At 29.8% G+C, this 25978-nt stretch carries 13 protein-coding genes; 1 reads left to right on the top strand and 12 read right to left on the bottom strand.

Annotated features, from left to right (window positions below):
* Position 1: 1 nt before the first annotated feature.
* The 6 genes from JYG23_RS13530 to JYG23_RS13505 all read right to left on the bottom strand — a co-directional run bounded on the left by JYG23_RS13530 (position 2) and on the right by JYG23_RS13505 (position 6329).
* Positions 2-2350 (bottom strand): ABC transporter permease, encoded by a 2349-nt coding sequence (locus tag JYG23_RS13530; RefSeq protein ID WP_207238039.1) that lies wholly within the window; start codon positions 2348-2350, stop codon positions 2-4.
* A complete protein-coding gene (locus tag JYG23_RS13525; protein WP_207236204.1) occupies positions 2325-3617 on the bottom strand; it encodes an MFS transporter in 1293 nt (430 codons plus the stop codon). Before JYG23_RS13525 ends, JYG23_RS13530 begins: the two co-directional genes overlap by 26 nt.
* A gap of 81 nt (positions 3618-3698) precedes the next feature.
* Entirely contained in the window at positions 3699-4325 is a 627-nt protein-coding gene (locus JYG23_RS13520) for a TetR/AcrR family transcriptional regulator (protein WP_207236203.1), read from the bottom strand.
* A 353-nt stretch (positions 4326-4678) separates the two neighbouring features.
* Complete coding sequence (locus JYG23_RS13515) at positions 4679-4951, bottom strand: hypothetical protein (protein ID WP_207236202.1); 273 nt, start codon at positions 4949-4951, stop codon at positions 4679-4681.
* A 206-nt stretch (positions 4952-5157) separates the two neighbouring features.
* The gene (locus JYG23_RS13510) at positions 5158-5754 is read right to left on the bottom strand and encodes a DUF2812 domain-containing protein (RefSeq protein WP_207236201.1); all 597 of its coding nucleotides are present in this window, start codon (positions 5752-5754) and stop codon (positions 5158-5160) included.
* Between the two features lie 86 nt (positions 5755-5840).
* Positions 5841-6329 carry a transposase gene (locus tag JYG23_RS13505; protein ID WP_207236200.1) on the bottom strand — a complete coding sequence of 163 codons (489 nt, stop codon included), beginning with the start codon at positions 6327-6329 and terminating at the stop codon, positions 5841-5843.
* A 222-nt stretch (positions 6330-6551) separates the two neighbouring features.
* On the opposite strand from JYG23_RS13505, the gene JYG23_RS13500 reads away from it, so the two are divergent.
* Entirely contained in the window at positions 6552-6800 is a 249-nt protein-coding gene (locus tag JYG23_RS13500; RefSeq protein ID WP_207238038.1) for a transposase, read from the top strand.
* 258 nt (positions 6801-7058) lie between these two features.
* Here the strand turns inward: JYG23_RS13500 and JYG23_RS13495 are convergent, their stop codons facing one another.
* The 6 genes from JYG23_RS13495 to JYG23_RS13470 form a co-directional block, all read right to left on the bottom strand.
* Positions 7059-8315, bottom strand: coding sequence for an ACP S-malonyltransferase (locus JYG23_RS13495; protein ID WP_207236199.1), 1257 nt, complete (start codon positions 8313-8315; stop codon positions 7059-7061).
* Entirely contained in the window at positions 8308-9357 is a 1050-nt protein-coding gene (locus JYG23_RS13490) for an HAD family hydrolase (RefSeq protein WP_207236198.1), read from the bottom strand. Before JYG23_RS13490 ends, JYG23_RS13495 begins: the two co-directional genes overlap by 8 nt.
* A gap of 18 nt (positions 9358-9375) precedes the next feature.
* The gene (locus JYG23_RS13485; RefSeq protein ID WP_207236197.1) at positions 9376-9630 is read right to left on the bottom strand and encodes an acyl carrier protein; all 255 of its coding nucleotides are present in this window, start codon (positions 9628-9630) and stop codon (positions 9376-9378) included.
* A 68-nt stretch (positions 9631-9698) separates the two neighbouring features.
* Entirely contained in the window at positions 9699-10544 is an 846-nt protein-coding gene (locus tag JYG23_RS13480) for a 3-hydroxyacyl-CoA dehydrogenase family protein (RefSeq protein ID WP_207236196.1), read from the bottom strand.
* Positions 10545-10562: 18 nt separating this feature from the next.
* Positions 10563-18659 carry a non-ribosomal peptide synthetase gene (locus JYG23_RS13475; RefSeq protein ID WP_207236195.1) on the bottom strand — a complete coding sequence of 2699 codons (8097 nt, stop codon included), beginning with the start codon at positions 18657-18659 and terminating at the stop codon, positions 10563-10565.
* A 13-nt stretch (positions 18660-18672) separates the two neighbouring features.
* Entirely contained in the window at positions 18673-25953 is a 7281-nt protein-coding gene (locus JYG23_RS13470; protein ID WP_207236194.1) for an SDR family NAD(P)-dependent oxidoreductase, read from the bottom strand.
* Positions 25954-25978 lie beyond the last annotated feature (25 nt).

Genomic DNA, 25978 nt, shown 5'->3' with positions numbered 1-25978 from the left:
CCTATTCATTAATCAATGAAATAATATTATATTCCCGTATCTGTTTAGTACTAATCCATATCATTCCTGCTACCACTACAAAAATCACCAACGGTAATATTACAAATGCTATCCATGGATTTATAATAAATGTTATTTTTGATATACCAAGTCCCATCATACCGAAAGTCACGCTTACAATGCTTTCACCAAGTATGTTTGAAATAAGTGTTCCTGCAAATATCCCTGCAATTGAAACCATTCCAATCTTGTAAAGATACTGTTTTCTCACATCAGAATTTGTAAAACCTATGGCCTTCATTGCTGCAATTTGTGCAACATCCTTGGCAAGTCGTAGTTTCATAAATAAAACTACTATCAATGCTGCAAGCAACATTCCTATCACCACTACTGCAGTTGTAGCAACTTCAACCTGTCTTGAAACACCGCCCAATGTTTGGCTTATGAATTCCTCCATTGGTTCTATGTCATAACCTCCTCCTATCTTGTCACTCCACTGCGAAGCTTTTTCTGCCGCATCTACTCCGTCAGTAATATTTATTGTAAATTGATATTTTTGTGTATCTACTCCTGCAAAGCTATATATAGCCTTTGCCGTGTATCCTCCACTTGTCACATCCTGATAAATTCCAGAAATAACGAACTCCTTCTGCATGTGGTTAAATCTTATTATTATCATATCACCTGTGTTTTTGCCCATCTCATCCGCGTTAAGTTTTGAAAGTGCGATTTCATTTTCCATCAAAGGTGCCTTTCCATCAAGATATTTAAGTTCTTTTCCTGCATAATTTCCACAGTCAACGTGAAGATTCATCCATTCATCTTCAGAATTAATTGTCTCAACACGTACTCTTCTGAACTCCTTATATTTTTCAATATCAACATCCTCATTTAGAAGCACTTTAATGACTTCGTACTTGTTCTCGAGGTTTTCCCCTGAATCAATCTCAATCAATATATCATCCATAGAACTTCCCATATAGGAAATAAAATCCTTTGATTTCATAGTATTTAAAAGGTTTATAGGAACAATTATTATCCCTGAGACGATGAACATTACCACAAAAACTATAACAAATCCACCAAAATTATTAAGTGTCTCCCTTATGCTTACAAGCAAATTAACTGACATCGTCTTTGACTTATGAAGTCCGTCCTTAACACGTTGCTTTTTACCAAAACCTTTTTCCCTTACCAATGCATCAACAACAGTTACTTTCTTAAGTTTCTTAAGAATCTTTTTACAGTAATGGTTAGTTATAAAATACACAAGCGCACATACTGCAACAGGAAGACCAATAGTAAGAATTGAAACTGGCTGTTTACCAAATGTGCTACTTACATGTCCAGTAAACACGTTTGACATGATAAGAGCAAGCACATAACCTATGACTATTCCTGCTGTCACCATCATTTTATACTTTACAAGATACAGATTTCTTATATCTTTATAAGACATTCCTATGGCTTTCATGGTACCGATTTCACCAATTTCTTCTTCCAAGGCAGCCATCACAGTGTACTTAATGCACATTAGGGCAACAATAACAAGTAACATACTTACAAAAATTAAAACCATTGCCATAGCAATATCTCTAAAAGCACTTAAAAGAAATATAACTGTATAAGTAACTGCCTGTCCATCCTGTGGAAGACCTGCTTTTTCATAAGCTGACTTGAAATCTGAAGCCATAGATGAATCCGTAAAATATACTTCGATAAGATATTCATTTTCTCCTACATTTCCAAAAAGTTCTTCAAAATCCCTATCGCTTATAAGCATTCTTGTTGAAGAACAAAGTGTGGAATTCATCTGTGCATCATGCACAAAAGCTGTTACTTTAAATTCCTTGGTTATACTGTTACTTGTTAACACAATTGTATCTCCAAGGTTTATGTTATAGGAATCCAAAAGAATTACAGGAATACCAATTTCACCTTTATTAACATTTATTACATTTCTGTTTTCATCAAGCAAAAGATCATACTCTTTATTCTGCTTAACAAGACTTATATCCAGTCTGCAGTCTGATAAACTAAATTCATCATCCCCATAAACCTTAATGTCATCTCCGTAAACATCTACCATTGCAAGGGTCTGCCAGGCTGTAACACCATCATAGGATGAATTAAATTCATCAATTGCCTTCAAATTCACCTCTCCCTTATGCATCTGAAGAAAATGTGGTGGCTTTGCTGTATTATACATTCCAATCATAGAAGTTATAAGTTGTGTTACAACTATAGTTGCTACCACCACAAGACATGCTGCAAGTGTCATAAACAAAAGCAATGATACATTACCAGCACGATTTCTTTTAAAATCATTCTTTAACATTTTTATATTCATGTTCACAATTAATCACCTCGATTTCTCTTATACTCTTTTTATTGCCAAGAACCAATGCAACTACTACCATCAATACTCCTGCAATGATAAGCATCAGCCCGATTCCCCTACCTTCACCTGTTCCAATTACTTTTCCAATGCTGTCAGCGAGAACACCCTTTCCCTGCATCATTGGTTCAAATACATTATCTGCAAATATTCCACATGTTGCATATGCTATAACACATCCAATCTGAGTGAGAAGACTAATAAGTCCCCAAACTCTTCCCTGTACTTCATTAGGGATACTTACTCTTACAAGCACGTCAGCACATGTGTTAACAAAGGGAAGCGATGTAAAGAATAATATGCATGTTATTACTATGAATGACATGTTAGTGCTTGTTCCAATTAATGCCATAAAGCATCCACAAACAATTAAACCCACCACAAGGATTTTAGAATATTGTTTCTTAATACCATTAATACTGATTACTACACTACCAATAACCATTCCAATTGCACTTATGGATTCCACAAAGCCTACTGTTTTTACGCTACCAATTGGTAATACCATGGGAATCATTAATGTCTGAACACATCCAATAAAAAAGCACATGAAAGCCATTAAAATTACAAGATCCGTAACTCCCTTATCCTTAACAATATACTGCATGCCTTCCTTGAATTCCTTGAAGAAATTGAATTTGCCCTGTCTTGGTTTAACCTTTTGAATATTTCTTCTAACTGAAGCAACTGCGAAAACTGTTACAAAAAACGTTGAAATGTCTATTATAAGAATCACTCTTATATCTGAAAATCCAAGAATAACTCCTGCAATGGCTGGTGATATAAGATATTTAGCATTACATGCCATCTGCACAAGTCCGCTTGCCTTAGCATACTCTTCTTCAGTAAGTAAGTCTGTTACTGTTGCCCTATAAGAAGGATCAAGCATCGAAACAAATACTGAATTAATTGTTACACCAATAACTATTGGAACAATGCCTATGTGACCCGTCTGAATGCTTATAAGTATGTATAATAAGCCAAGTGCGGATAAAAGGTCACCACAAATCATCATAAACCGTCTATCAAATCTGTCTGCGAGGATTCCACCAATTGGATTTAGAAGAATTGTTGGAAGATATGCAAGTAGTGTAACAATTGATACCCAGGTAACACTACCTGTGAGCTGATAAACGTATACCAATAAGGCAAAAGCTGTCATTCCACTTCCAATATTTGATATTAATTCTCCTGCCCATATTGTCATAAATTTTTTCATAGTCATACTCTCCTATCATTATTATTGTTTCTTAACTGCCTCTGACTACTTTTTAATCAAATGTGTTCTTAACCTAAAATATTATCCCCAATACTGCTTTGCCACATTCCAGAAAGAATCATCTGCAACTCCAAGCATTTTTTCAAGTAATGCTATCAGTGCTCTTAAAGTCATCTGCTGTTCTTCCGGCTTAACCTGAAATATTCCATCATCTAAAAGTGTGATTGATGATGTTAAGAAAATCTGCATGTACTGCATAGGAAAATCCGATTTAAATATTCCCTGACTGATTCCATCATCCACAACTTTGGTAAGTATTGGAGCAACTCTTGTTACCATTAAGCTTAAGGATTTTTGATGCATTAGTGCATTTTGTGGTTTGTGAAGTTCTTCCATAAGATCATCATCTACTTGGCTTTCAACTCTCATGGAAAGCATTATATTAAGCATCTTGATTACAGGTGAAAGTTCTGGATTAGATGCAGCCTCCACAGCCCTTTCAACAACTGTTTCAGTAACCCTGCCAATGATTGCATCAAGCACTTCTTCCTTGGACTTAAAATAATAATAAAATGTTCCCTTTGCTATTCCTACGGCATCAAGAATGTCATTTACCGTACATTTGTCATAACCTTTAGTTAAAAATAATCTTCGTGCAACATCAATTATCTCGCTTCTTCTTTCATTAAATTCCTTACTAACCTTCATACGTCTTACCTCTTTCTCTATAGAAGATCAAAAATACTTTAATCATTTTTTTCTTCTCTCGACCGCCGGTCTATATTCTTTATACTACATATTTTTACATTTGTCAACATATTTCCAAATATTTCTCAACATTTTTGTAAAAAAATTTCAACTCCATGGATCAGCATTTTCAAGAAACTATCAATCGTGTCATTAACAAAGCCATGAAATTAAATATCTCCTGACCATTGGATGACAGTCAGACAGATGATGTATTTGTAGAATTACTATTTTTGGGACGGTTATTTTTGTCTGAAATTCGACTTTATTCATCTTTTTGTTTCTTTATTTCAAATACTCTATATATACTTAAATTACATAAGTCTGCTATATCGCTGTATGTTATAGCATTTAATTCTAAAAGTCTTGCTACTAATTCTTCTTTTTTTTATCTGTGAAAATTGAACTTGATCTGTAATTTGATTTTCATTTGCAAAATTTTCAATTGTATTATTTACTATATTTTCAATATTATCTTGCTTTTCTTCTTTTGTATCAATATATATATTATCGTCACTACTATTATGAAATTTTTTAAAATCTTTTTTATTTTTAAATAAATCCAATATTTCACTTTTTGCTTTCATGGGATTATTATGTATATATATCAGCACACCTAGCATATAAGTATCATCTTCTACTGCTTCGCTTCTACATCTGTCTTAAAGCACATGCCCATTTCTCCTTTTATATTTTTGATTATTCTATTACTTTGTTTTTATATATTTCTTTCTGAAATATTTTCTCTTTATTTATTCCTTTTGTTTATCTGTCAAGCAAAAAGAACCGTCCCCTAAAGTTCTACGTTTGCTTTAATCCTATTACAATAAACAAATACATATATTGTTAATATTATCATAATAATATCAATTAGTATAAATATTATCTTTTGTTGTAAAATAAACGAACAAATCGTAAATAACACAATACTTGAAAATAAAATAATCGATAATAATATTTTAAATTTGATTATAGCTTTACTTACTAAACTTTTATATTCTTTTAAATCTTTTATTAAATTTTCATTGTTAATTTGCGTATTGTTTTTAGTCTCTAAAATTACAATTTCCCAATTATTTAGTACTTCAGGCGATGTCCATAGCTGACCTCTAATATCTAATGAAATTTTTTTCTTAGAAGTTGTACTTTTAATAAATAAATTTGTTTTAAAGGCTTTTATTAACTCAGATTCATATTTTTCTTTTAGGTTATCAAATTCACTACTCTTTACCAGTCCTACATAGTAGCTATATTCAGCTGATGGACATTCACACAATTCATAGTTCGACTTATTAACATTCACAATCCTATATCCTTTTTGAGCATAGGAATTTAACCAATTTTCTAAATCTTGCAAATCATTATAAAAAGGATTAAATTCTTTCAACATAATTACCTACCTTATTTTTAATATTTTTATAAATATATTTATATCATAAATATATTATTTACTAGATTCTTAAGGGACGGTTCTTTCTAATTGATACAATCACTTTTTATTCCTTTCCCTATGTCAGCAACTTTATAATAAGATAAATTACATATATTTGCTATATCTCTGTAAGAAATTATATCTAATTTTAATAATATTTCAGCTAACTCTTCCTTTTTTATATACTCACTTACACTGTTCCACTTATATTCTTCTATATTTTTTACTATGCCTGCTTTAACAGGGTTATTATGTATATATCTCAAAACACCTATTAAATAATTAACGTCCTCCACTGCTTCACTTTTAAATCCATCTTGAAATACATGTCCATATCTTTTTTCAACTTTATTATAATACATAGCATACTTTACATTAATTTTTTTCATTAATGTTCCCAATTTTTCTTCATCAATTTTGATTAACAAATGCATATGGTTATCCATAATACAATAGGCAATAACATAAAATTCTAACTCTTCTCTTATTTCTTTCACTATTTCTAATACTTTGTTTTTGTGTATAGAACTCATAAATATTTTCTCTTTATTTATTGCTTAAAAGGTGTGCTTGCTTTGACGCTTACCGAATTTGCGACATTTTTTATATGGATGAAATGCCGATAAAATATATTGGTTTCGGGTTTTGAAGCTAAACTTCTGGAAATGAAGGGGCTTGAAGAAGGTTTACCTGTTCTGTATTGATGGTTTAAAAGGCTTTAAGAAAGCTATAAACACAGCTTATCCAAAAGCACAATTCAACGTTGCATAATTCATCAAATCTGTTACTCGACACGCTATGTAAGTTACAAGGATATCAAGGCACTAATGGCTGATCTAAAGCTTGTTTATCAAGCTGTTACCGAAGATGAAACACTTAATAATCTTGTTAATTTCAAAGAAACATGGGGCAAGGCTTATCCATCTTACGTAAAAAGTTGGGAAAACAATTGGGATGTTGTATTAAACCAGTTAAACATCATGTTTTCAGAGCAAACTGCATAAGGATTTGCCCTTTTGTTATGATCCCCGAAGGTGAAACCGGCATTCCTTCGGAACGCATACCAATTTCATCTCCGGTTTTAATTGTTAACAAGGACAAATACTATACTGTGTTTTGTCATGCAAAACTATCAAAATATTTTATTTGCTTGTTTGTGAAGAATTTATATTTACACAAAATTCTTGGGAGTGTCCAGGCAATTAATTAAATTTTTTCGAACCATTTTTCAGTTGATAAATACACTCTTCTTTTACTTAAATTTATTGAGCCACAAAATCTTTAAAAGAATAGTTATTACCCGTTTCTTCTAAAATCTGACTAATCCATTCATCCTGCTCCTTTTGGGGAAGAAACTTAGTTTCAAATATTCTCTTTAATAAATTAAGTATTTCTTGTTTCACTTCATATGTTAGTTCTATTTTACTATCCTCATATTGCTGCTGAATTTCTTGTATTTTTTTATATGGAACAACTACACCTTTCTCGTACTCATCGTTATCCCAATTCTGATTAGGAGTCGATACTGCTGCAACCATACATTTTGTTATAATAGTTGGAATATGCTTACTATACATTTCATTATTTTTATATAGCTCAAACAATTCATTTCTTTCATATTTATTACCAAGACAAACAGCCTTTATATCTTCACTATGATTTCTTATAATATTTGTTACAAGATTTTTAGGGCCCATTTCTACTACTAAATCAACTCCCTTATTATCTAAATAATCAACTGTCTGCCTCCATAAAACAGGATGCGTCAAATGCTTAGCAAGTCCCTCTGAAACATCACTAATATCCTTGTAAGGCTTTCCTGTAACATTTGATATTACTGGATATCTAAAATCATGTAATTCAATTTTTTCAATCTCTTTTTTTAGCTCTTCTGCATACGGTTGCATAAGTGGTGAATGATAAGGTGCACTACCTACAAGTGGAGTTAATTGTCCGCCAGCCTTAAAAAGCTCATCTTCACATAACATTATATCATCAACATTTCCTGAAATAGCTGTCTGGTCCATAGTTGAATAACTTGAAATATATATTTTTTTGCCCTTATCTCTCATTGTTTTAACAATATCCTCAACTTTTTCAGTTAAAATATTTTCAATAATAGTCATACCACCATTAGTTTCCTTGACAGCTAATTTCGTCAAATCAGCTCTTAACCCAACAATTTTAATTGCATCTTCAAAACTCCATACTCCAGCAGCTGTTAATGCTAAGTACTCACCAAGACTATGCCCAGCCATAAATTGTGGTGCATATCCAATTTCCTGCGTAAATACTCTAAAAGCTGCTATTCCACAGGTTAGTATGCAAATATGTGCATTTTTTGTACGTGATAATTGTGCAAGTGAGCCTTCAAAGCAATACTTCTTCACATCAATAGAAGAAACATCTGAAGCTTCCTCAAAGGTTTCTTGAACTATTTTATATTCCTCAAAAATTCCTTTTCCCATACCTACATATTGTGAGCCTTGTCCTGGAAAAACAAATGATAACTTATACATTTTTCAAGTCCCCTTCATATAATTTTATATAGTCAACAATTTCACTTATTTTATCCATATTAAGCTTTAAAACATCAATTCCATCTTTCTCATACTCTTTACGAAAGCCAGAAAATTTATATGTAATAAACATTACTCTATTCCTATCTGTTGGAATGAATTCTGCATACAAATCAACACCAGCCTCCTTTGCTTTATTAGCAACATAATTTAACAAAACAGAGCCCACACCCCTTGACATAACTCGACAGGACATTAATAATAGCTTTAAAGTCCACTTTGTTTCTTCTTTTTCTACCAAGGCTAAACCAATTGCCCCATAATCACCATACTTATCTTCAAGCCGTGCGATTAATACAAGATAATTATCATCTTTACTGTATCTATCTAGTTCATCATATGAATATGTAACACCTGTTGCATTAAGCTGATGTGTTCTTATAGTTAATTCTTCAGCTCTTGCCAAATCATCCTGTTTAACCTTGCTAACAGTGAATTTCATATCAAGCATTCTTAAAAAATCTTCTTCTGTTCCCTTAAACTCTTCTTTAATATTGTTTCTTACAATATCATTTTGATATAAAAGTCTTCTATTCTTTGAATCATTTGTAAGATGAGTAGGATTAAAATATTCATTTAATAAAATATCATTAATTTGTGTTGCATCTATACACATAACCTCAGGTAATTTATAATTAACTTCTTCTCTTTCAAATTCCTGATCATCTATAAATGCAAATGTGTCTATACCAATATTTATTAGTTCCCTAATATTTTTAATTCCGTCTGATTTTGGATTCCACGAAATCTGAGGATATACAAAGAAATGGTCAATTTTCAACTCCTTTAATTTATCCATTGACTGGTCATAATCATTTTTACTGCATATTGACTGAAGAATTCCCCTATTATCAAATTCAGTAATAATATCAAAAACATTTTGCCTTAAGTGTACATTACTATCTTCAGATAAAATACCTTCCCACAAAGTATTATCAAGATCCCATACAACACATTTTATTTTACTTCTCATATTTTTCATGTATGATATAGATAGAAACTAAATCACACTTTCCTCCTTCAAATCAACAACTTTTGATTCAACATACTTTACAATAGCATTAACAGAACTAAAGTTTTCCAAATCTAATTCATCGTTATCGACCTCAATATCAAACTCGTTCTCAATAAATAATACTAATTGCATTGCAAACAATGAATTTACTGCATTTTCAAAAATATTATCATCATCAGTAAATTCCTCATTTCTAAAAAATCTCTTCATAAACATTCTAATTTTTCTTTTAACTTCCATAATAATTCTCCTTTAATATTATTTTATGTATTAACTATATACTTAAAATTAACAACTTTAATATTCACTTACTTATATTTGAAGAAACCTTCCCCACTTTTTCTACCAAATAGTTTTGCATCAACCATTTTTCTTAATATTGGTGCAACTCTAAATTTAGGGTCATGATAATTTTCATACAAAACATCTAAGGAATCAACAACTGTATCAATACCAATTAAATCAGCTGTTTCTAAAGGCCCCATTTTATGCCCAAAACATAACTTAAAGATTGCATCAACATTTTCTGGTGTTGCCACATTATCTTGCACAACACATGCAGCTTCGTTCATTAACAAATGAGATATTCTGTTTGAAACAAATCCAGGATAATCATTTACAATAATAGGTTTAATATCAACATTTTTCAAAACTTCTTTAAGATGGTCTATAGTTTTTTCAGAGGTATAATGTCCTAAAATAACCTCACACGCTTTTTTCATAGGAACTGGATTCATAAAATGAGTACCAATTACTCTATCCGCTCTATTTGTAAAGCTACCAATCTTTGTTATTGAAATACATGATGTGTTAACAAGATAGATACACTCCTCTTTACAAACCTTTTCTAACTTTTCATACACACCTTTTTTTACATCAACTTTCTCTACAACATTTTCAATTACGATGTCAACATCAGATAATATAACATATTCTGTTGAATATGTTATATTATCCAACAAAGCTTTGTAATCAACTTTTTCCTGACCTTTGCTAAACATATTTGTCATTCTAACACTATTTTTGATAATTGTTCTCGAGTTATCGAATGTTGATTCATTAATGTCTACAATCTTAATCTCATGTCCATATTTTGAAAAGCGTTCTGCGACACCACTTCCCATAACACCTGCACCAATAATACCAATTTTCATAAGCTTACCTCCTAATTTTTATTCAATAAATCCGATGCTTTTACAATAATCTAACATCTTACTTATTTTTTCGCTATCAATTTTTTCCCACTTAAAACCTAAAGCTTTTAGTACATTTATAGATTTCTGTTGTAATACACGAATATCAGTTACACTATCTACATCATTCATGATTCCAGTCTTGATAATCAAATCTCTTATTATAGAACCATATTTTTCACTATTTAAATTGTTTTCTATAAATTCAATAAATTCATTTAACTGCAATATTTCTATTTTTTTGTCTTTCCCTAGCTTTTTATTGATAATCTTGACTAAATCAACTAATCCAATAGAATACTGATTAAAAACGTGCCAATTTTGTCCTATTAATTCTTTCTTATCAAATAAACTAATAATGCCATTTGCAACATAATCAATATATGAAAAATCAACATTAATATCATTAATGTCCGGAACTTTGCCGATCTCAATAACTGTTTTTAACAAATTATAAAATGCACTTGTATTAATATTCTTTTGGAATTTACCATTCTTACTATTAAAGACTAAATTTCCAACACGATATACAGTAATTATCCGACCTTCCTGACGCTTCTTCTCAATAAGACGTTCTGCTTCAATCTTACTATTTACATAATTGTTATCACCAACTTGGTTTATATCCACATCATATTCAGTGAACACGTCATACTTTTTCTTTTCAATATATCCTGAACCAACACTTACTGTTGAAATATGATGAAATGCTACTTTAGGAGATTTTTCAATAATTTCAATACAATTACTTACCGTATCAACATTTACTTTAAGAAATTCTTCATACTCACCGTAATGCTTTACTAACGCCGCAGAGTTAATTATACAGTCAACATTTTCAAGCATTTCAGAATATTCTTCTTCCGTTACCCCAAATTTCTTAAGGGAAACATCTCCACAAAAAACATGTATCTTATCAATATTATCGTCAAAAAGAAAATCTTCAAAATAGTAATTATAGTTCTTTCTTAATTTTTCAAATGCTTTTTCTACATCTATTGACCTTACAATTAAATAAATATTTTTATAATTTTGTTTCAAAAAATTATGCAATAAATATCCTCCTAAATAACCAGTAGCTCCCAACAAAAGAACATTCTTATAATTAACAGACCCCTTAATGCTATTCCCTGCAATTTTTCCAACTTGATTATTATATTTAGATATCTTATCAAGCATTTCTTTATCATCTTCAAATTCTTTTTTAAGTTTAATTCCATCTTCAATAGCAGATGTCTTTAAATAATCAAGTCTATTAGTCATATACTCGCTGCTCATGGTACTCATTTCCTTAGCTAAGCTTTCTATATCTTGATATTCAAATAACATATTTATATCAATTAGAAAACCTTGCTCAATAATTTTTGATAATATTTCAATTGCTTTTATTGAATTTCCACCTATATCAAAAAAATTATCCTCTACTCCTACCCGCTCAAGTATAAGAACCTCACAATAAATTTCTATGAGCATTCTCTCTATTTCATTTCTTGGTGCAACATAAACAGTTTTAGTACAATCTTCCTGAGTAGGTAAAGGTAAATACTTTATATCAACTTTTCCATTTTGGTTATATGGCAATTTATCAAGATTTACAAAATATGTTGGAATCATATATTCTGGTAGATGTTTCTTTAGATATTTTTTAATTTCCTTTATTACAGGCTCTTCTTTCATTACTAAATAACAACATAAAGTTTTACTACCTTCAACTATTTCAACAGGTCCTATATAAATCCCATCCGGCTTTAGATAGCTCATTAAATACTTTTCAATTTCAGATACTTCTATCCTAAAACCTCTAATTTTTAACTGCCTGTCCTTTCTGCCACAGAATATTATTTCACCACTTTCATCGAATTTTCCTAAATCCCCTGTTTTATAAACTACTTCATTAATAAATGGACTATAAACAAAGCTAATCTTTGTTAAATTATCTTTGTTCAAATATCCTCTTGCTACACCATTCCCGCTTATACATATTTCACCAACAACACCCATTGGATTAAAGTTTAAATTATCATCCATAATATAAACTTTATAATTAGCTAAATTTTTCCCAATCGGAACACTATTTGTAATATTATCTCTGTCAATTTTATAATATGTAGCACAACATGTCGCTTCTGTCGGTCCATAACTATTATATAGTTGTAATGATGCATCATAAGAGTCTATATAACTACATTTCATCACATCTCCACCAGATATAACAGTTTTCAGACACCGATTATTTATATATTTCCCAATCTGAGCAAACAGTACAGCGGAAACGCTTATAATATTTATAGAATGTGTAGTTATAATATTATCAAGCTTTTTCATATCCAAAACATCTTCTTTATCAACTATAACCAGTTTTGAACCAGAAAATAATGTTGTATAAACTTCCTCATTGTATCCATCAAATGCATATGAATATTGTTGAAGCATAATTCTTTCTTCGCTATATCCAAATTCACTGAAAAAACCATTTACAAATGCGATTATATTCCTATGCTCAATCATAACTCCTTTTGGCATTCCCGTTGAGCCAGATGTGTACATAATATACGCCAAATCATTAGCAGAATTAGTTTTAATAACATCGTTTGATAAACTATCAAAATCGATTGAATTAATATTGATACTGTTAACATTACTTGGAATAGCACCATTATCCTCACTATTAACAATTACAGCCTTTACATTACTGTCCTCAAGAATATACTCAATTCTACTATCTGGATACGACATGTCAATCGGAACAAAAGCAGCTCCGCTTTTTAATACTGCCAAAATTGAAACAATTGTATCAATATTTCTTTTTTGATATATAGCAACACAATCATCATTACCAATGTTTTGGCTTCTCAAGTAACCAGCTAACTTATTAACTCTTTCTCCAAGTTCTTTATATGTATAACTATTGTCCTTATAAACAATTGCCGTCTTATCAGAATATGTTTTAACTGATTTATCAAAATAATCATTAACAGTCATTTTTTTATCATACTCATAATCTTTATTTGTAAAATCTTCTAAAATCAACTGCTTAGATTCCTGAGAAATTAAACTCATATTGTCAATTGACTTATTAGGAAATTCTAATACCTCTTCAATGATTGCTAAATAATCATTAACCAAACATTGTAGTATTTGTTCCGAATATAATTGTGTGCTATATTCTACATCAAAAATTATTCTATTTTCTTCTTCAACAGCACTTAATGAAATATCAAACTTAGACGCTTTATTAAATACACCATTTTCTACTTGATCAATAACATCAAAATAATCTCCTCCGCTTTTATTGATGCCATAATTTTGAAGAACAAACATAATATCAAATATAGGATTTCTTCCAAGATCTCTTCTTACATCTAACTTCTCAACAATATAGCTAAATGGATATTCCTGATAATTAAATGCTTCAAGTACATTTTGCTTTATGCTCATTAAGAATTCTTTAAAAGTCAATTTAGTATTTAGAATATTTCTTATTGCAACAGTGTTAACAAACATACCTACAACATCTTTATATTTGTTATTATTTCTTCCAACAATAGGACTACCTATAATTATATCTTTTTGATTGGAATATTTATATAACGTTAGATTGAAAACTGCTAATAGCATCACAAACAACGTTGTCTGCTCAGAACTACACATTTTTTTAATCGCTTGCATTGTATCTTTTGATATTTCAAACTTTATGTGTGAACCAGCATATGTTAATCTATTATTACGACCATTTTTTGTTGGCAAATCAATTAATGGAAGCTGTCCACTAAATTTATCAAGCCAAAATTCCTGTTGTTTACTAAATGCATTGTTTTCAAATCCATCCTCATACCACTTAGCGTATTCTTTATATGAACATGTAATCGGCTGTAATTTTTCGCCCTTATATAAAGAAAGAAAATCTCTAATAATTATCTCATTGGAAATACCGTCAGTAACAATATGGTGAATATCATACATAACAATACTCTTTTTACTATCTGTATTTAAAATTTTTATTCTAATTAATGGCGCTTTAGATAAATCAAATGGTCTTATAAACTTATCAAATATTTCAGAAAAGTTATCTTTAATCTCTCCTTCAGTTCGCTCTTCATATTCGATTTGTGCATTAACCTCGTTATGTGTTATTTGATACAACTCACCATCGCTATCATAAAATGATGTTCTTAACATTTCATGCCTGTTAATAAGCTCCTGCAAAGCAGTGGTTGCTTTATCAATTTCAATTTTTTTTGACAGCACAACAACGTTTGACACATTATAATTAGTACTCTTATTTTGTACTTTATTAAGCAAATAAATTCCTCTTTGAGATGGTGATAATAAAAATTTTTCTGGGAAATTATTTGTTTCTAAAACAGTTATTTGATTATCAACTTCGTCACTTTGTGAAAGTCCCTCAATATATTTGCAGTAATCACATATACAATTGTACTTTAAAATATCAACAACACCTAATTCTAAATTAAGTTTTTCTGATAAAGCCTGCGCAATTTTTATTCCAGAAATAGAGTCCATACCCATTTCAAAAAAATTATCATAAACATCAATTTCTAAATACCCTAAAATATTTGCAAAAACCTCACTTGCTTTTTTCTCTGTGATTGTGTAACTATCATCCGACTTTCCTTTTAATATTAAAGATGAGTTTTGAGAATCTTGCTTTTTTTGCTGCTTTTCAATATTTTTTATATTATTATTTGTGAGCTTTCTTTTTAATCTTCCATATAATAAAACTTGAGATTTATTTAATAAACGCAATCCACCATTTTCATTTATATATCCAACAGTTACTCTTGCACAATTCAGCTTCAATGCATTTTCAAAACCATTTATTGCATCTTTACAAGTCATTGCCTTGAAAATAGTATCAATGGTAAAACCAGCATCATGTGCCATTCCTTTTTCTTTCCATGTACACCAATTAATTGTCAAAGATGGCAAACCGCACTCTCTTCTATAACAAGAAAATTCATCCATAAATGCATTTGCAAGAATGTAGTCTGTTTGACCAATAGAACTAAATACTGTAGCAATAGATGAACACATAATAAAAAATTGCAAATTATCTTTAAGTGTTGCATTATGAATATTAATTGTGCCATGAATTTTTGGTTTAACAATATCATCTATTAACAAAGTATTTTGTCGTTCAAGAATACTTATATCTTTTGCGACACCTGCTGCATGAACTATTCCATTAATTTCGCCATATTTTTTCCTTGTATTATTTATTACTTCATTAACCTTTTTACCATCAGAAATATCACACGAAATGATTTCTAAACTTCCACATTTCCCTTTTAACAGAATTAAATCTCTTATTTTTTCTTTTAAACTATCTTGAATAGAAGCATCATTAGTTAATGTATCTAAATCCTTATCTTTTAAAATATTTCTTCTCGTTATAATTACTATGTTTATCTTTTCTAAATTACAAAAATAGTCGGCAATAGTTAAAGCAATTCCACCTAATCCACCAGTAAAAACATATGCTCCTTCTTTTTTCAATTTTATCATTTGATTTTTATTAGATTCATTTTCACCAAATAACTGACGATAAATATTACCTTCTCTTATTGCAATATATTTTTCAGAATTGTTCTTCACCAAGAAATTACTAATCAGATTAATCGATTTACTATTTTTATCAATATCGATGCTGCTTATTGTTATTGAATTACAATCCTTTTCAATTGACTTACTAAAATCTAAAACAGCACATTGATATGGATTAGTTTTATCATTATCTAATATATGATTACAATTATCCCCAATGATAAATATATGTATTTTTTTACCATTAAAAGTTTCTTTACATAGCTTTTGTAATACAGAATAAACACTATTAATTTGATTATAGAAATTATTTATATTATCTGTATTGCAATCAATTATGCTATTCATACCCGTTATATCAATAATAAATCCAAGCTCATTAACATCTTCATTTAAAATATCTATACTTTTATTTAATATTTTTTGCTCAATTACATTTGCTTTAGTTTTTAGAATTTCTGACACAACTGCTTCTTTACATTTACTATTATCAACATATAAATATACATAATTAGATAAATAACTATCGTTTGCAAAAATAATTCCATCAACTTTTTCCCATTTTAGCGAGTAACAATTAGAAGCCTTCATTGGGAACCAAAGATGTTCGTTCTCAAATTCATATAATGGTAAATAAGTTTTTACATATTTACTGTTATACATATCTTCAAATCTAATATCAGCACCTTTAGAATATGATTTTGCAATTTCATAGAATATTTGTATTTTCTTTTCAGAAGATAATTTTTTATAAATAAGAATATATTTTAAAGCTAATTCATTCATTTTTATAATGTCTTCACGAGTAATTTCACTATCTTGTCTTACAGATTTATTAGCAGGTACAATTTTGTGTTCCCCGTATAATATATTATCAGATTTTTCGCCCTTAGAATATTTTATCAGCTGATTATAAATATCCTTTTTATTTGAACCTAAAACTGCTAATCTATAATTATAGTGGGTTCTCCCAACTTGAGATGAATAACATAATCTTGCCACATCTTCACTTAATTCAAAAAATCGAACTATGTATTGTTTTACAAGCCGCTCCAATGAAGCCTTAGATTTTGCTGATATAACTAACATATATAAATCTTCACTTAATATATTTTCATCAACTATTTTAGGCTGTTCTTCTAACACAATATGACAGTTAGTTCCACCAAGTCCAAATGAGCTTACTCCACATCTTCTTTCTAACTTGGTTTCCCATTTGCGTAGCTTTGTATTTATATATACCGGCGAATTTATAAAATCAATTTGCTTACTTGGTTTATTGACATTAATTGTTGGAAGCAAACATCCGTATTTCAATGACAAAATGCTTGAAATAATACTTACCATACCTGACGCCTCAAATAAATGTCCCATATTAGATTTAACATTACTAATAGCACAAATTTGCTTTTTATCAGTATACTTTTTAAAAGCATTATAAATACCTTGCAATTCTAACGTATCTCCAAGTTTTGTGCCAGTACCATGTGTCTGAATAAACCCTAACGTTTCAGGATTTATCCCAGCCTTTTCCCAAGCATTAACTAAAACATCAGTTTGTGCATTTGCATTAGGTGCAGTAATTCCAATTGAATTTCCATCATGATTTATTGCTATTGATTTTATCACAGCATGAATTCTATTTTTATCCTTTATTGCCTTTGACAGACGCTTTATTACCAAAACACCAATTCCCTCACCTAAACCCGTGCCGTCAGAAGTTTCATCAAAAGCTCTTGTTATATTATCAGAGGATTGTACTCCAATACTTATATAATCATTTTCAACAGGCAAAAGATTTAATCTTACACCTCCAACTAATGCCATATCACAATCGTCATTTTTCAACCCTTCACAAGCTTGATTAAGAGCAGTTAATGAAGATGAGCATGCAGTGTCAATTAAAATATTAGGCCCTTTCAAATCTAAAAAATATGATATCCTTGATGGCATTAATGCTGATATATTCCCAACCATTCCATCTGACATTAAAGACTTATCCACTGAATATGCCATTAGTCCATAATTGCTTTGCACAAAAGTTGCATACCCTACATAAACACCTGTTTTACTTCCTTTAACACTTTGTGTAGAATAGCCGGCATCCTCCAATGCATGATAAGCAGTCTCCAAAAATTTCCGTTGTGCTGGGTCCATCATCATCGCTTCTCTTGGAGTTATTTTAAAAAACCTATAATCAAAAGTATCTATATCTTGTAAAAATGCACCCTCTGAAAAAACAATTTTCTCATCATTATTAGTACTGTTATAATAATCCCTAACCTGTTCTTTTCTTTTATCATCCAACTCCTTTGAAAAATCAACCTTGTCTGATAAATTTCTTAAAAAATTGTATCTATCAGTATTAGGAAGAATATACGCCATACCAATAACTGCGACATCATCATTTTTGTTTTTATCATTATACATGTTTATTAAATCTTTAGATAATTCCTTATCAATTTTACCGTCCTTAACTCCAGATAAAACATATTTGTTAAAATCTTTCATAGCTACTCACCTCCTAATTATCCAACATATTTAGCATTTCATCTATAGATATCTCGTCATTTTCAAACTGGTTAATCATACTATCCATATTATCATCAACTTCTGGCAATACTTCTTGTGTATCGTTATTATCGTTTTCTTTATTAGATATGAAATCTGCAATCTTATTAACAGATGTATAATTAAATAAATCCATAAGCTTAATTTCTCCTGGATATATTTCATCTATCTTTCCATGCAATCTACTGAGCAAGATGGAATCCCCACCAATTTCAAAGAAATTATCATAAATATTGACTGTTTCAAAACCTAAAACCTCACTAAATAACCTCGCTATTTCACACTCTGTATCCGTATATGTATTTTTACCTTTTTTCTTACCTTCTAACACAGTGTTAACTGATTTTTTCATAGAAGTAGTCTTTTGCGGAACAAATTCAATTTTGTTTTTCCCAACCCCAATAGGAATACTACCCTTTATTTCTTTAGATATTTCAAACGGAAGACTTGATATGTCAATATCATTTTCAACAAAATATTTTACATTAAGCTTACCTACAAAGCATCTTTGAATTCCTGAATTTATTACTTCTATTAATGCTGACCTTGCATCATTGTTATCTAATGCTTTAAAGAATAAATCATTGTTAATTCCAAATCTAACAGACATTCCTTCACTTTTCCAAGAGCTAAAATTGATACAATGTGTTTTAACATTATTTTGATTTGTATAATATGTAAAAGCATCTAAAAATGAATTTGCTGCAACATAATCTGCTTGAGATGCCTCTCCAGTAAGAGTACACCCTGATGAGCATAATACAAAAAAATCAACATTTTCTCTAATAATCTCATTGAACACATTAATCGTTCCAGAAAATTTTGGATTAATTACATCAAGAAAATCTGATTCTTTCCTTGTAGCAATAATTTCAGCACTTGCATTTCCGGCAGCATGAATGACTCCATTAATATGACCAAAATCAGTTTTTATCTGTTCAAATATCTGATTTACCTGATTTTTATTACTTACATCTCCCTGATAAAAACGAATATCCGCCCCTAATTTCTTAATATTACTGATTTTTTCAACCTTTACAGCATTACATAAATAATTATTACTTCTACCAATTAAAGCAATATTAATATTATTATTAATTTCAGCTAAGCAACCAGCATAAAATAAACCTATACCACCTGCACCACCTGTAATTACATAAGCACCTTTTGAATTAATGCTAAGCTTTCCTTTTGTTACCTCTAAATCTTCCACACTGAACTCTTCTACATAACGTTCATTGTTTCTATAACTTACACAATATTCCTTTTTATCTAATTTAATTTCTTTTATAATATTACTAATACTTGTAAATTCATCAATATCAATTGCATAACTAGATACTTTTAATAATTCAAGTCCAATAACTCTATTTATTCCATGAGTGATTGCTCCATAAGGATTATACTTATTTTCTTTGTCTGTTACTTTATAAGTATTTGTTGAAATTGTAATAAGCTTTAAGTTGCTATAATAATTAATATCCAACAAAGCTTTTACCAATCTAAACAATAACATTGTTGATTTCATAGCATCCTGCTCATCAGCACAACTGTTTAATGGCAACAAATTAATTATTCCGTCAATATTACTGTCAATAATCCCTCTTAAAAAGTCAGCTAAAAGTTCCACCGAATTTAACTTTTCTTCAATATCATTCTTATTTACAAGTATTACATTCTCAGTTAATTTTATTTCTTTGACTATTTTCATACTTTTAATATTTTCTTCATTTGCAAAAATAAGATAACTATTTCTCAAATTATTACAAACTATCTGTGGTGATTTTTTAATCCATTTTATTGAGTAATATAAATTTTCATCTATATCAAATAACTCAGGTACTTTAATCCAACAGCTCTTTTTCTCAAATGAATATGTAGGAGCACTTATTCGATATGGCTTATCATTACTGTAAAACCTACTAAAATCAATATCAGCTCCTTTAATGTATAGCTTAGCAAGTTCGTCATAATCATTTTCATTTAAAGCTTTCTTTGAAAACTCAAGTTTTTTACTATTGCTAATCTCATAATCATAAATATATTCCCTATCATCTGGAATAACTTTTATATGTCCAACATATGCATAACTTTTACATTTTTTTGTGCTAATATAACTTTGTAATGCATCTTTAAACTCATTTATATTTGAACATACAATAGCCATTCTATAATTATAATGACCTCTTCCTAAGTTTAATGTATAGCTTAAATTTGCAAAATCAACTTCATTATCTCTAACATAACAATATAATTTATTAATGGCATCATAAAAACCATCTTCTTTTTTATTAGAAATTGTAAGTATTCTCATTTTGCTATCAATTTGTATATCATTGACATTCCTATTATGCTCTTCAATAACAATATGAGCATTTGTTCCACTCATTCCGAAATTGCTTAATGCAAATTTTCGTTTATTGTTTTCAGCTTTCCATTCAATATTCTTGGTATTAAAATACATAGCTGAATCAGCCATATCAATTGACATATTTGGATATTGGAACAAAATATTCTTTGGAATCTTTTCATGTTTTAATGCCATTAAGCCTTTAATTATTCCAAATAATCCAGACCCTTCAGACATATGCCCATAGTTTGGCTTTACTGAGTTAACAGCACAAAACGCTTTCTTATTTGTATATTTTCTAAAAGCATCATTTAAACTTCTATATTCAATATTATCGCCAAGTTTTGTTCCTGTACCATGCACTTCAACATAAGATAAATCTTCAGGGTTTAAATTTGCATCTTGCCATGCTTTTAGAATAACCTCCTTTTGTGAAACTGGATTAGGAGCAGTTATTCCAGATGAATTAGCATCTTGATTTATTGCTGCTGATTTTATTACACCATAAATATTGTCTCTATCTCGAATTGCATTTTTCAAAGATTTAATCATAATCATTTGAGCACTTTCGCCAAACGATGTTCCAGTCGCTGTCTGATTAAATGTTCTTGTATAACCATCCAAAGATTCCATACCAATTCTGAATAAATCATTATCCTCAACAGGCATCAAAATTAGCTTAATGCCGCCTACCAACGCAGCTTCTATCTTATTATTAGTTATGTATTGCATTGCCGTTTCTAAAGCTGTTAGAGAAGATGAACAAGCTGTATCAACTACCATACTAACACCTTTTAAGTTTAAATTATGCGAAATTCTACCTGACATAACTGCCTGAGTATTACCAACAATAGCATCAGCAATATCTTCTTTATTCATATCAGCAATCATTCTTAGATACATATCTTTAATGTTAGTTGCAAAACCTAAAAAAACTCCTGTATTAGTACCACTAATATTCTCAATGCTGTATCCTGCATCCTCAATAACTTGAACAGCAAGCTCTAAATATATTCTATGATGTGGGTCCATAAGGCAAGCCTCTCTTGGAGAAATATTGAAAAACTCATAGTCAAATTTATCTACATCTTCAAGATATGCACTCTTTAAAAATTTCACATCACTTGTATTCTGCTTTGAAAACCTCATAAAATCAAGCAAATATTTCTTTCTCCACTTAGGAAGCTCATTAACCATACATTCACCTTGTAATAATGTTTCAAAAAAATCATCAACTGAAGATGCATATGGAATTTTTGAGGCAATACCAATTATAGCAATATCATTATCATTAATTTCTGTTCCATCATTATTTAATTCATCATCATTTAAATATGAAGACTCATTATTAGAGATTATATTATCACAAAGATAATTTGCCAACTTATTGGCACTGGAATAAGCAAACATATCAGTTACTTCAAGCTTATTTGGATAAAGCTTAGACAACTGCTTATGCATATTCATTATTTGCAGTGAATCTGCACCCATTTCAAAAAAATTATCATACACGTTTATTGAGGTATAACCTAAAACTTCTTTACATACTTGAGCTACTTGTTTTTCTGTCTTACTATAATTATCATCATTTTTACCAGTTAACTCAACCTCACCATTATCACTTTTATATTTATAATTTTTAGTATTCTCACTAAACTCAACAATACCGTCCTCAATATTAATCTTAGAGCTTTTAATTAAATTTTGGCCTACCTTAGAAGTATTAAATTCACCCACAATAATATTTCCGATAATATTTTGTTCAAGTATAGTATCTATATACTCCTGAGCTGTTTTTGTTGGCATAGCTTTAAAAATCAAATCATATGCTACATTATTTTTTATAGCCATACCAATTTCTTTCCAAGTTGACCAATTAATTGATAATACCTTTTTACCCTTATTAACTTGCTCTTGACAAAAACTATTTAAATATGCATTAGCAGCCAAATAAGCACTTTGATATGGTGCAGAAAATATGGTTGCAACTGAAGAAAACAAAATATACGCTTTTACATTATCACCAAGTATACTATTAATGTTAATTAAAGCTTTTACCTTTGGGTCTATCACCTGTGAAATATTTTCAATATTAGAATTCTCAAAGCTAAATGATGCACCATTTCCAGCACCATGAATAACATACTCTGGTTCTATTTCATTTTCAGCAAGCCAATCTATTGTGTTTTTAACACTTGACAAATTACAAATTTCTGTTTTCTTAACAATTACCCTATTACCGAGTGACGTTATTTTTAAAATATATTCAGAAATATCTTTATCATAATTATTAAGAACACTATTATCATCAGAATTAGAATCATACTCATCTAATCTTCTTGTTAATAAAACAAAATTTGAGTTATTATATTTTTTTGCAATCGCCTCACAAACAGCTAATGTTACAATGCTTGTTCCAGACGTTACTAAATATGTTCCTGATGAGTAACATTCTTCTGTATTTTCACATTTGCTTTCTTTTACAATTTTCATGAGATATTTCTTATCATTTCTAAAGACAATGTAATTATTTTCATTATTAAATACTTCGCAACAAATTCTATCTAGGGATGTTTCTTCATCCTTTTCAACTATTTTTACATTAAGCTCTCTATTTTCCTTTTCTACCGCTTTTAAAGCTGTTGCAATCGCTGCACAATCTTTATAAATAATCTCATTACCCAAAATATCAGTACATGTATCTATTATTAAAGCAAAATATTTAGGATTAATTAAATCAAAAATCTTAGAAATAATTACAAGAGTGTTTTTAATTTTTTCATAACAAACTATTTCATCTTTGTATTCTTCACCTTCAAATACAAATACTACTTGTCTTGCACTATGATTAATCAAATTATTACTTATCGATTCATTAATCTTATCACTTAAAATTATGTATTCTGCTTTAATTCCTATATCTAAATATTTATCATAATACTTTTGCACTTTATTATTACTAAAACCAATTACTAATACATCATTCATTGGATTAGGCTTGCTGTATTGTGCCTCACTCCAAGTTGTTCTAAATAAATAAGGTGATTTTTCTTCTTGTCTACTTTCATTAACAACTGGTCTAAACTCAGCCCAACATCTAATACTGTCAAAACAATAAACTGGAATATGAATAATATTGCACTCAATATTATAGAAATATTTTTCCCAATTAATCTTGTCCCCATTTAAGTATTTTAATTTTGTTTTTTCATACTCATCCTGTGGGTAACTATCAATATTTTTTTCATCTGTATTAATATTATTTGAAAAGAAAATACCCTCGTCATTAATTTGGCATTTATTAGCTTGCTCAAGTTTTTTTATCAAATCATTTTTAGTGGAAAATTCAATAAAAAGTCTTTTTTCATAATGCCATCTTCCTATACAAGCTGTATAACATAAATCATTAAGATTAATATTTTCACTCTTTAAAAATAAAACATATTCCTCAATTAGATTTTTGAGAGAAGTTTCAATTCTTGCAGAAATAACAAGAAATTTTTTGCCAATTTCACTGCTTTTTTTATTTTCATCAAGATATTCCTCAACAATTACATTACAATTAGTTCCGTTTAAACCTAAAGAATCAACTAAAGCTACACGTTTGTCACCGTTCGTTTCCCACTTTTTTGCTTTTGTATTAATATAAAATGGTGAATTGACAAAATCAATTTCAACATTAGGAGTTACTAAATTAATTGTTGGCGGAATAATTTTATTTTTTACAGCAAGGATTGTTTTTACAAGCCCCATAATTCCTGACGCTTCATATAGATGACCCATATTGCTTTTTACAGAACCAATTGCACATATTCCTTTTTTATCTGTGAGTGTTTCAAACTCATCTGACAATCCCTGAATCTCAATTGGGTCACCAAGCTTTGTTGCTGTTCCATGCATTTCAACCATTCCTATTGATTCACCATCAATATTTGCACATGAAACAGCTTTTTTAATAGTATTGCTTAAAACCTGTGGATTAGTAACTGTTACGCCCATGGATTTACCGCCTTGACTAACAGCACTACCTTTTAATACTGCATAAATATCATCATTATCCTCTTTAGCTGCGCTGAGCGACTTTAGCACTAAAGTTACTACTCCGTCACCTTCTCCAAAGCCATCAGAATCATTGTCAAGAGTTCTTGTTTGATAATCCTTTGACTCAACCCCTATTCTTGACATTTCAATATCATTAGGTAGCATATTGATTCTCATACTTCCAACAATAGCCGTACTACAATTGCCATTAATAATACTTTCACATGCTTCATGTACTGCTACAAGGGATGACGCACAAGTGGTATCTATCACCTCAGCTATGCCATGAGTATTAAGCATATAAGCAATTCGTCCACCTATCATACCATTCATGTTATTAACAATCGCCATATTAACTGCATCAGGCTGTGCTTTCCACAACATATTTAGATAGCTATCTTTTATATTTCCAGCATACCCAATGTATATTCTTGTATTGGTTTCACTTAATCGCTCATTTCCATAACCAGCATCCTCGATAGCTTTAATTGTGTTTTCTAAAAACAATCTCTGACAAGGATCCATTAATTGTGCTTCTTTAGGTGTTAAATTAAAGAATTTATAGTCAAATTTGTCTATTTCTTTAATAAATGCACCATCATAATAGCTCACTTTTTTTCCACAACACATATTATAATAATCAAGGTCAGCTTTTCTTTGTCCATCAATCCTATTAACCATGCTATGACCATTAACAATATCTACCCAAAATTCTTTGTAATTACCAGAAGCTGTATTAATGGAAATTCCAATAACTGCAACATCCTTAGAAACGCTGTCTTCATTTACAATATCTTCTTTTATATCATTTAAAGAAATAGATTTCTCATACAAATGTTCCATAATTTCTCACTTTCACCCTATAATA

It is taken from the genome of Sedimentibacter sp. zth1 (genome assembly GCF_017352195.1).
Lineage (GTDB): Bacteria > Bacillota > Clostridia > Tissierellales > Sedimentibacteraceae > UBA1535.
The sequence above is the reverse complement of the archived record's forward strand: the minus strand, read 5'-3'. Positions and strand labels throughout refer to the sequence as shown.

Excerpts from the sequence above, each read along its gene's own strand:
- JYG23_RS13530 (WP_207238039.1), bottom strand. The coding sequence starts at position 2,350 with ATGAATATAAAAATGTTAAAGAATGATTTTAAAAGAAATCGTGCTGGT.
- JYG23_RS13525 (WP_207236204.1), bottom strand. The coding sequence starts at position 3,617 with ATGAAAAAATTTATGACAATATGGGCAGGAGAATTAATATCAAATATT.
- JYG23_RS13520 (WP_207236203.1), bottom strand. The coding sequence starts at position 4,325 with ATGAAGGTTAGTAAGGAATTTAATGAAAGAAGAAGCGAGATAATTGAT.
- JYG23_RS13515 (WP_207236202.1), bottom strand. The coding sequence starts at position 4,951 with ATGAAAGCAAAAAGTGAAATATTGGATTTATTTAAAAATAAAAAAGAT.
- JYG23_RS13510 (WP_207236201.1), bottom strand. The coding sequence starts at position 5,754 with ATGTTGAAAGAATTTAATCCTTTTTATAATGATTTGCAAGATTTAGAA.
- JYG23_RS13505 (WP_207236200.1), bottom strand. The coding sequence starts at position 6,329 with ATGAGTTCTATACACAAAAACAAAGTATTAGAAATAGTGAAAGAAATA.
- JYG23_RS13495 (WP_207236199.1), bottom strand. The coding sequence starts at position 8,315 with ATGTATAAGTTATCATTTGTTTTTCCAGGACAAGGCTCACAATATGTA.
- JYG23_RS13490 (WP_207236198.1), bottom strand. The coding sequence starts at position 9,357 with ATGAAAAATATGAGAAGTAAAATAAAATGTGTTGTATGGGATCTTGAT.
- JYG23_RS13485 (WP_207236197.1), bottom strand. The coding sequence starts at position 9,630 with ATGGAAGTTAAAAGAAAAATTAGAATGTTTATGAAGAGATTTTTTAGA.
- JYG23_RS13480 (WP_207236196.1), bottom strand. The coding sequence starts at position 10,544 with ATGAAAATTGGTATTATTGGTGCAGGTGTTATGGGAAGTGGTGTCGCA.
- JYG23_RS13475 (WP_207236195.1), bottom strand. The coding sequence starts at position 18,659 with ATGAAAGATTTTAACAAATATGTTTTATCTGGAGTTAAGGACGGTAAA.
- JYG23_RS13470 (WP_207236194.1), bottom strand. The coding sequence starts at position 25,953 with ATGGAACATTTGTATGAGAAATCTATTTCTTTAAATGATATAAAAGAA.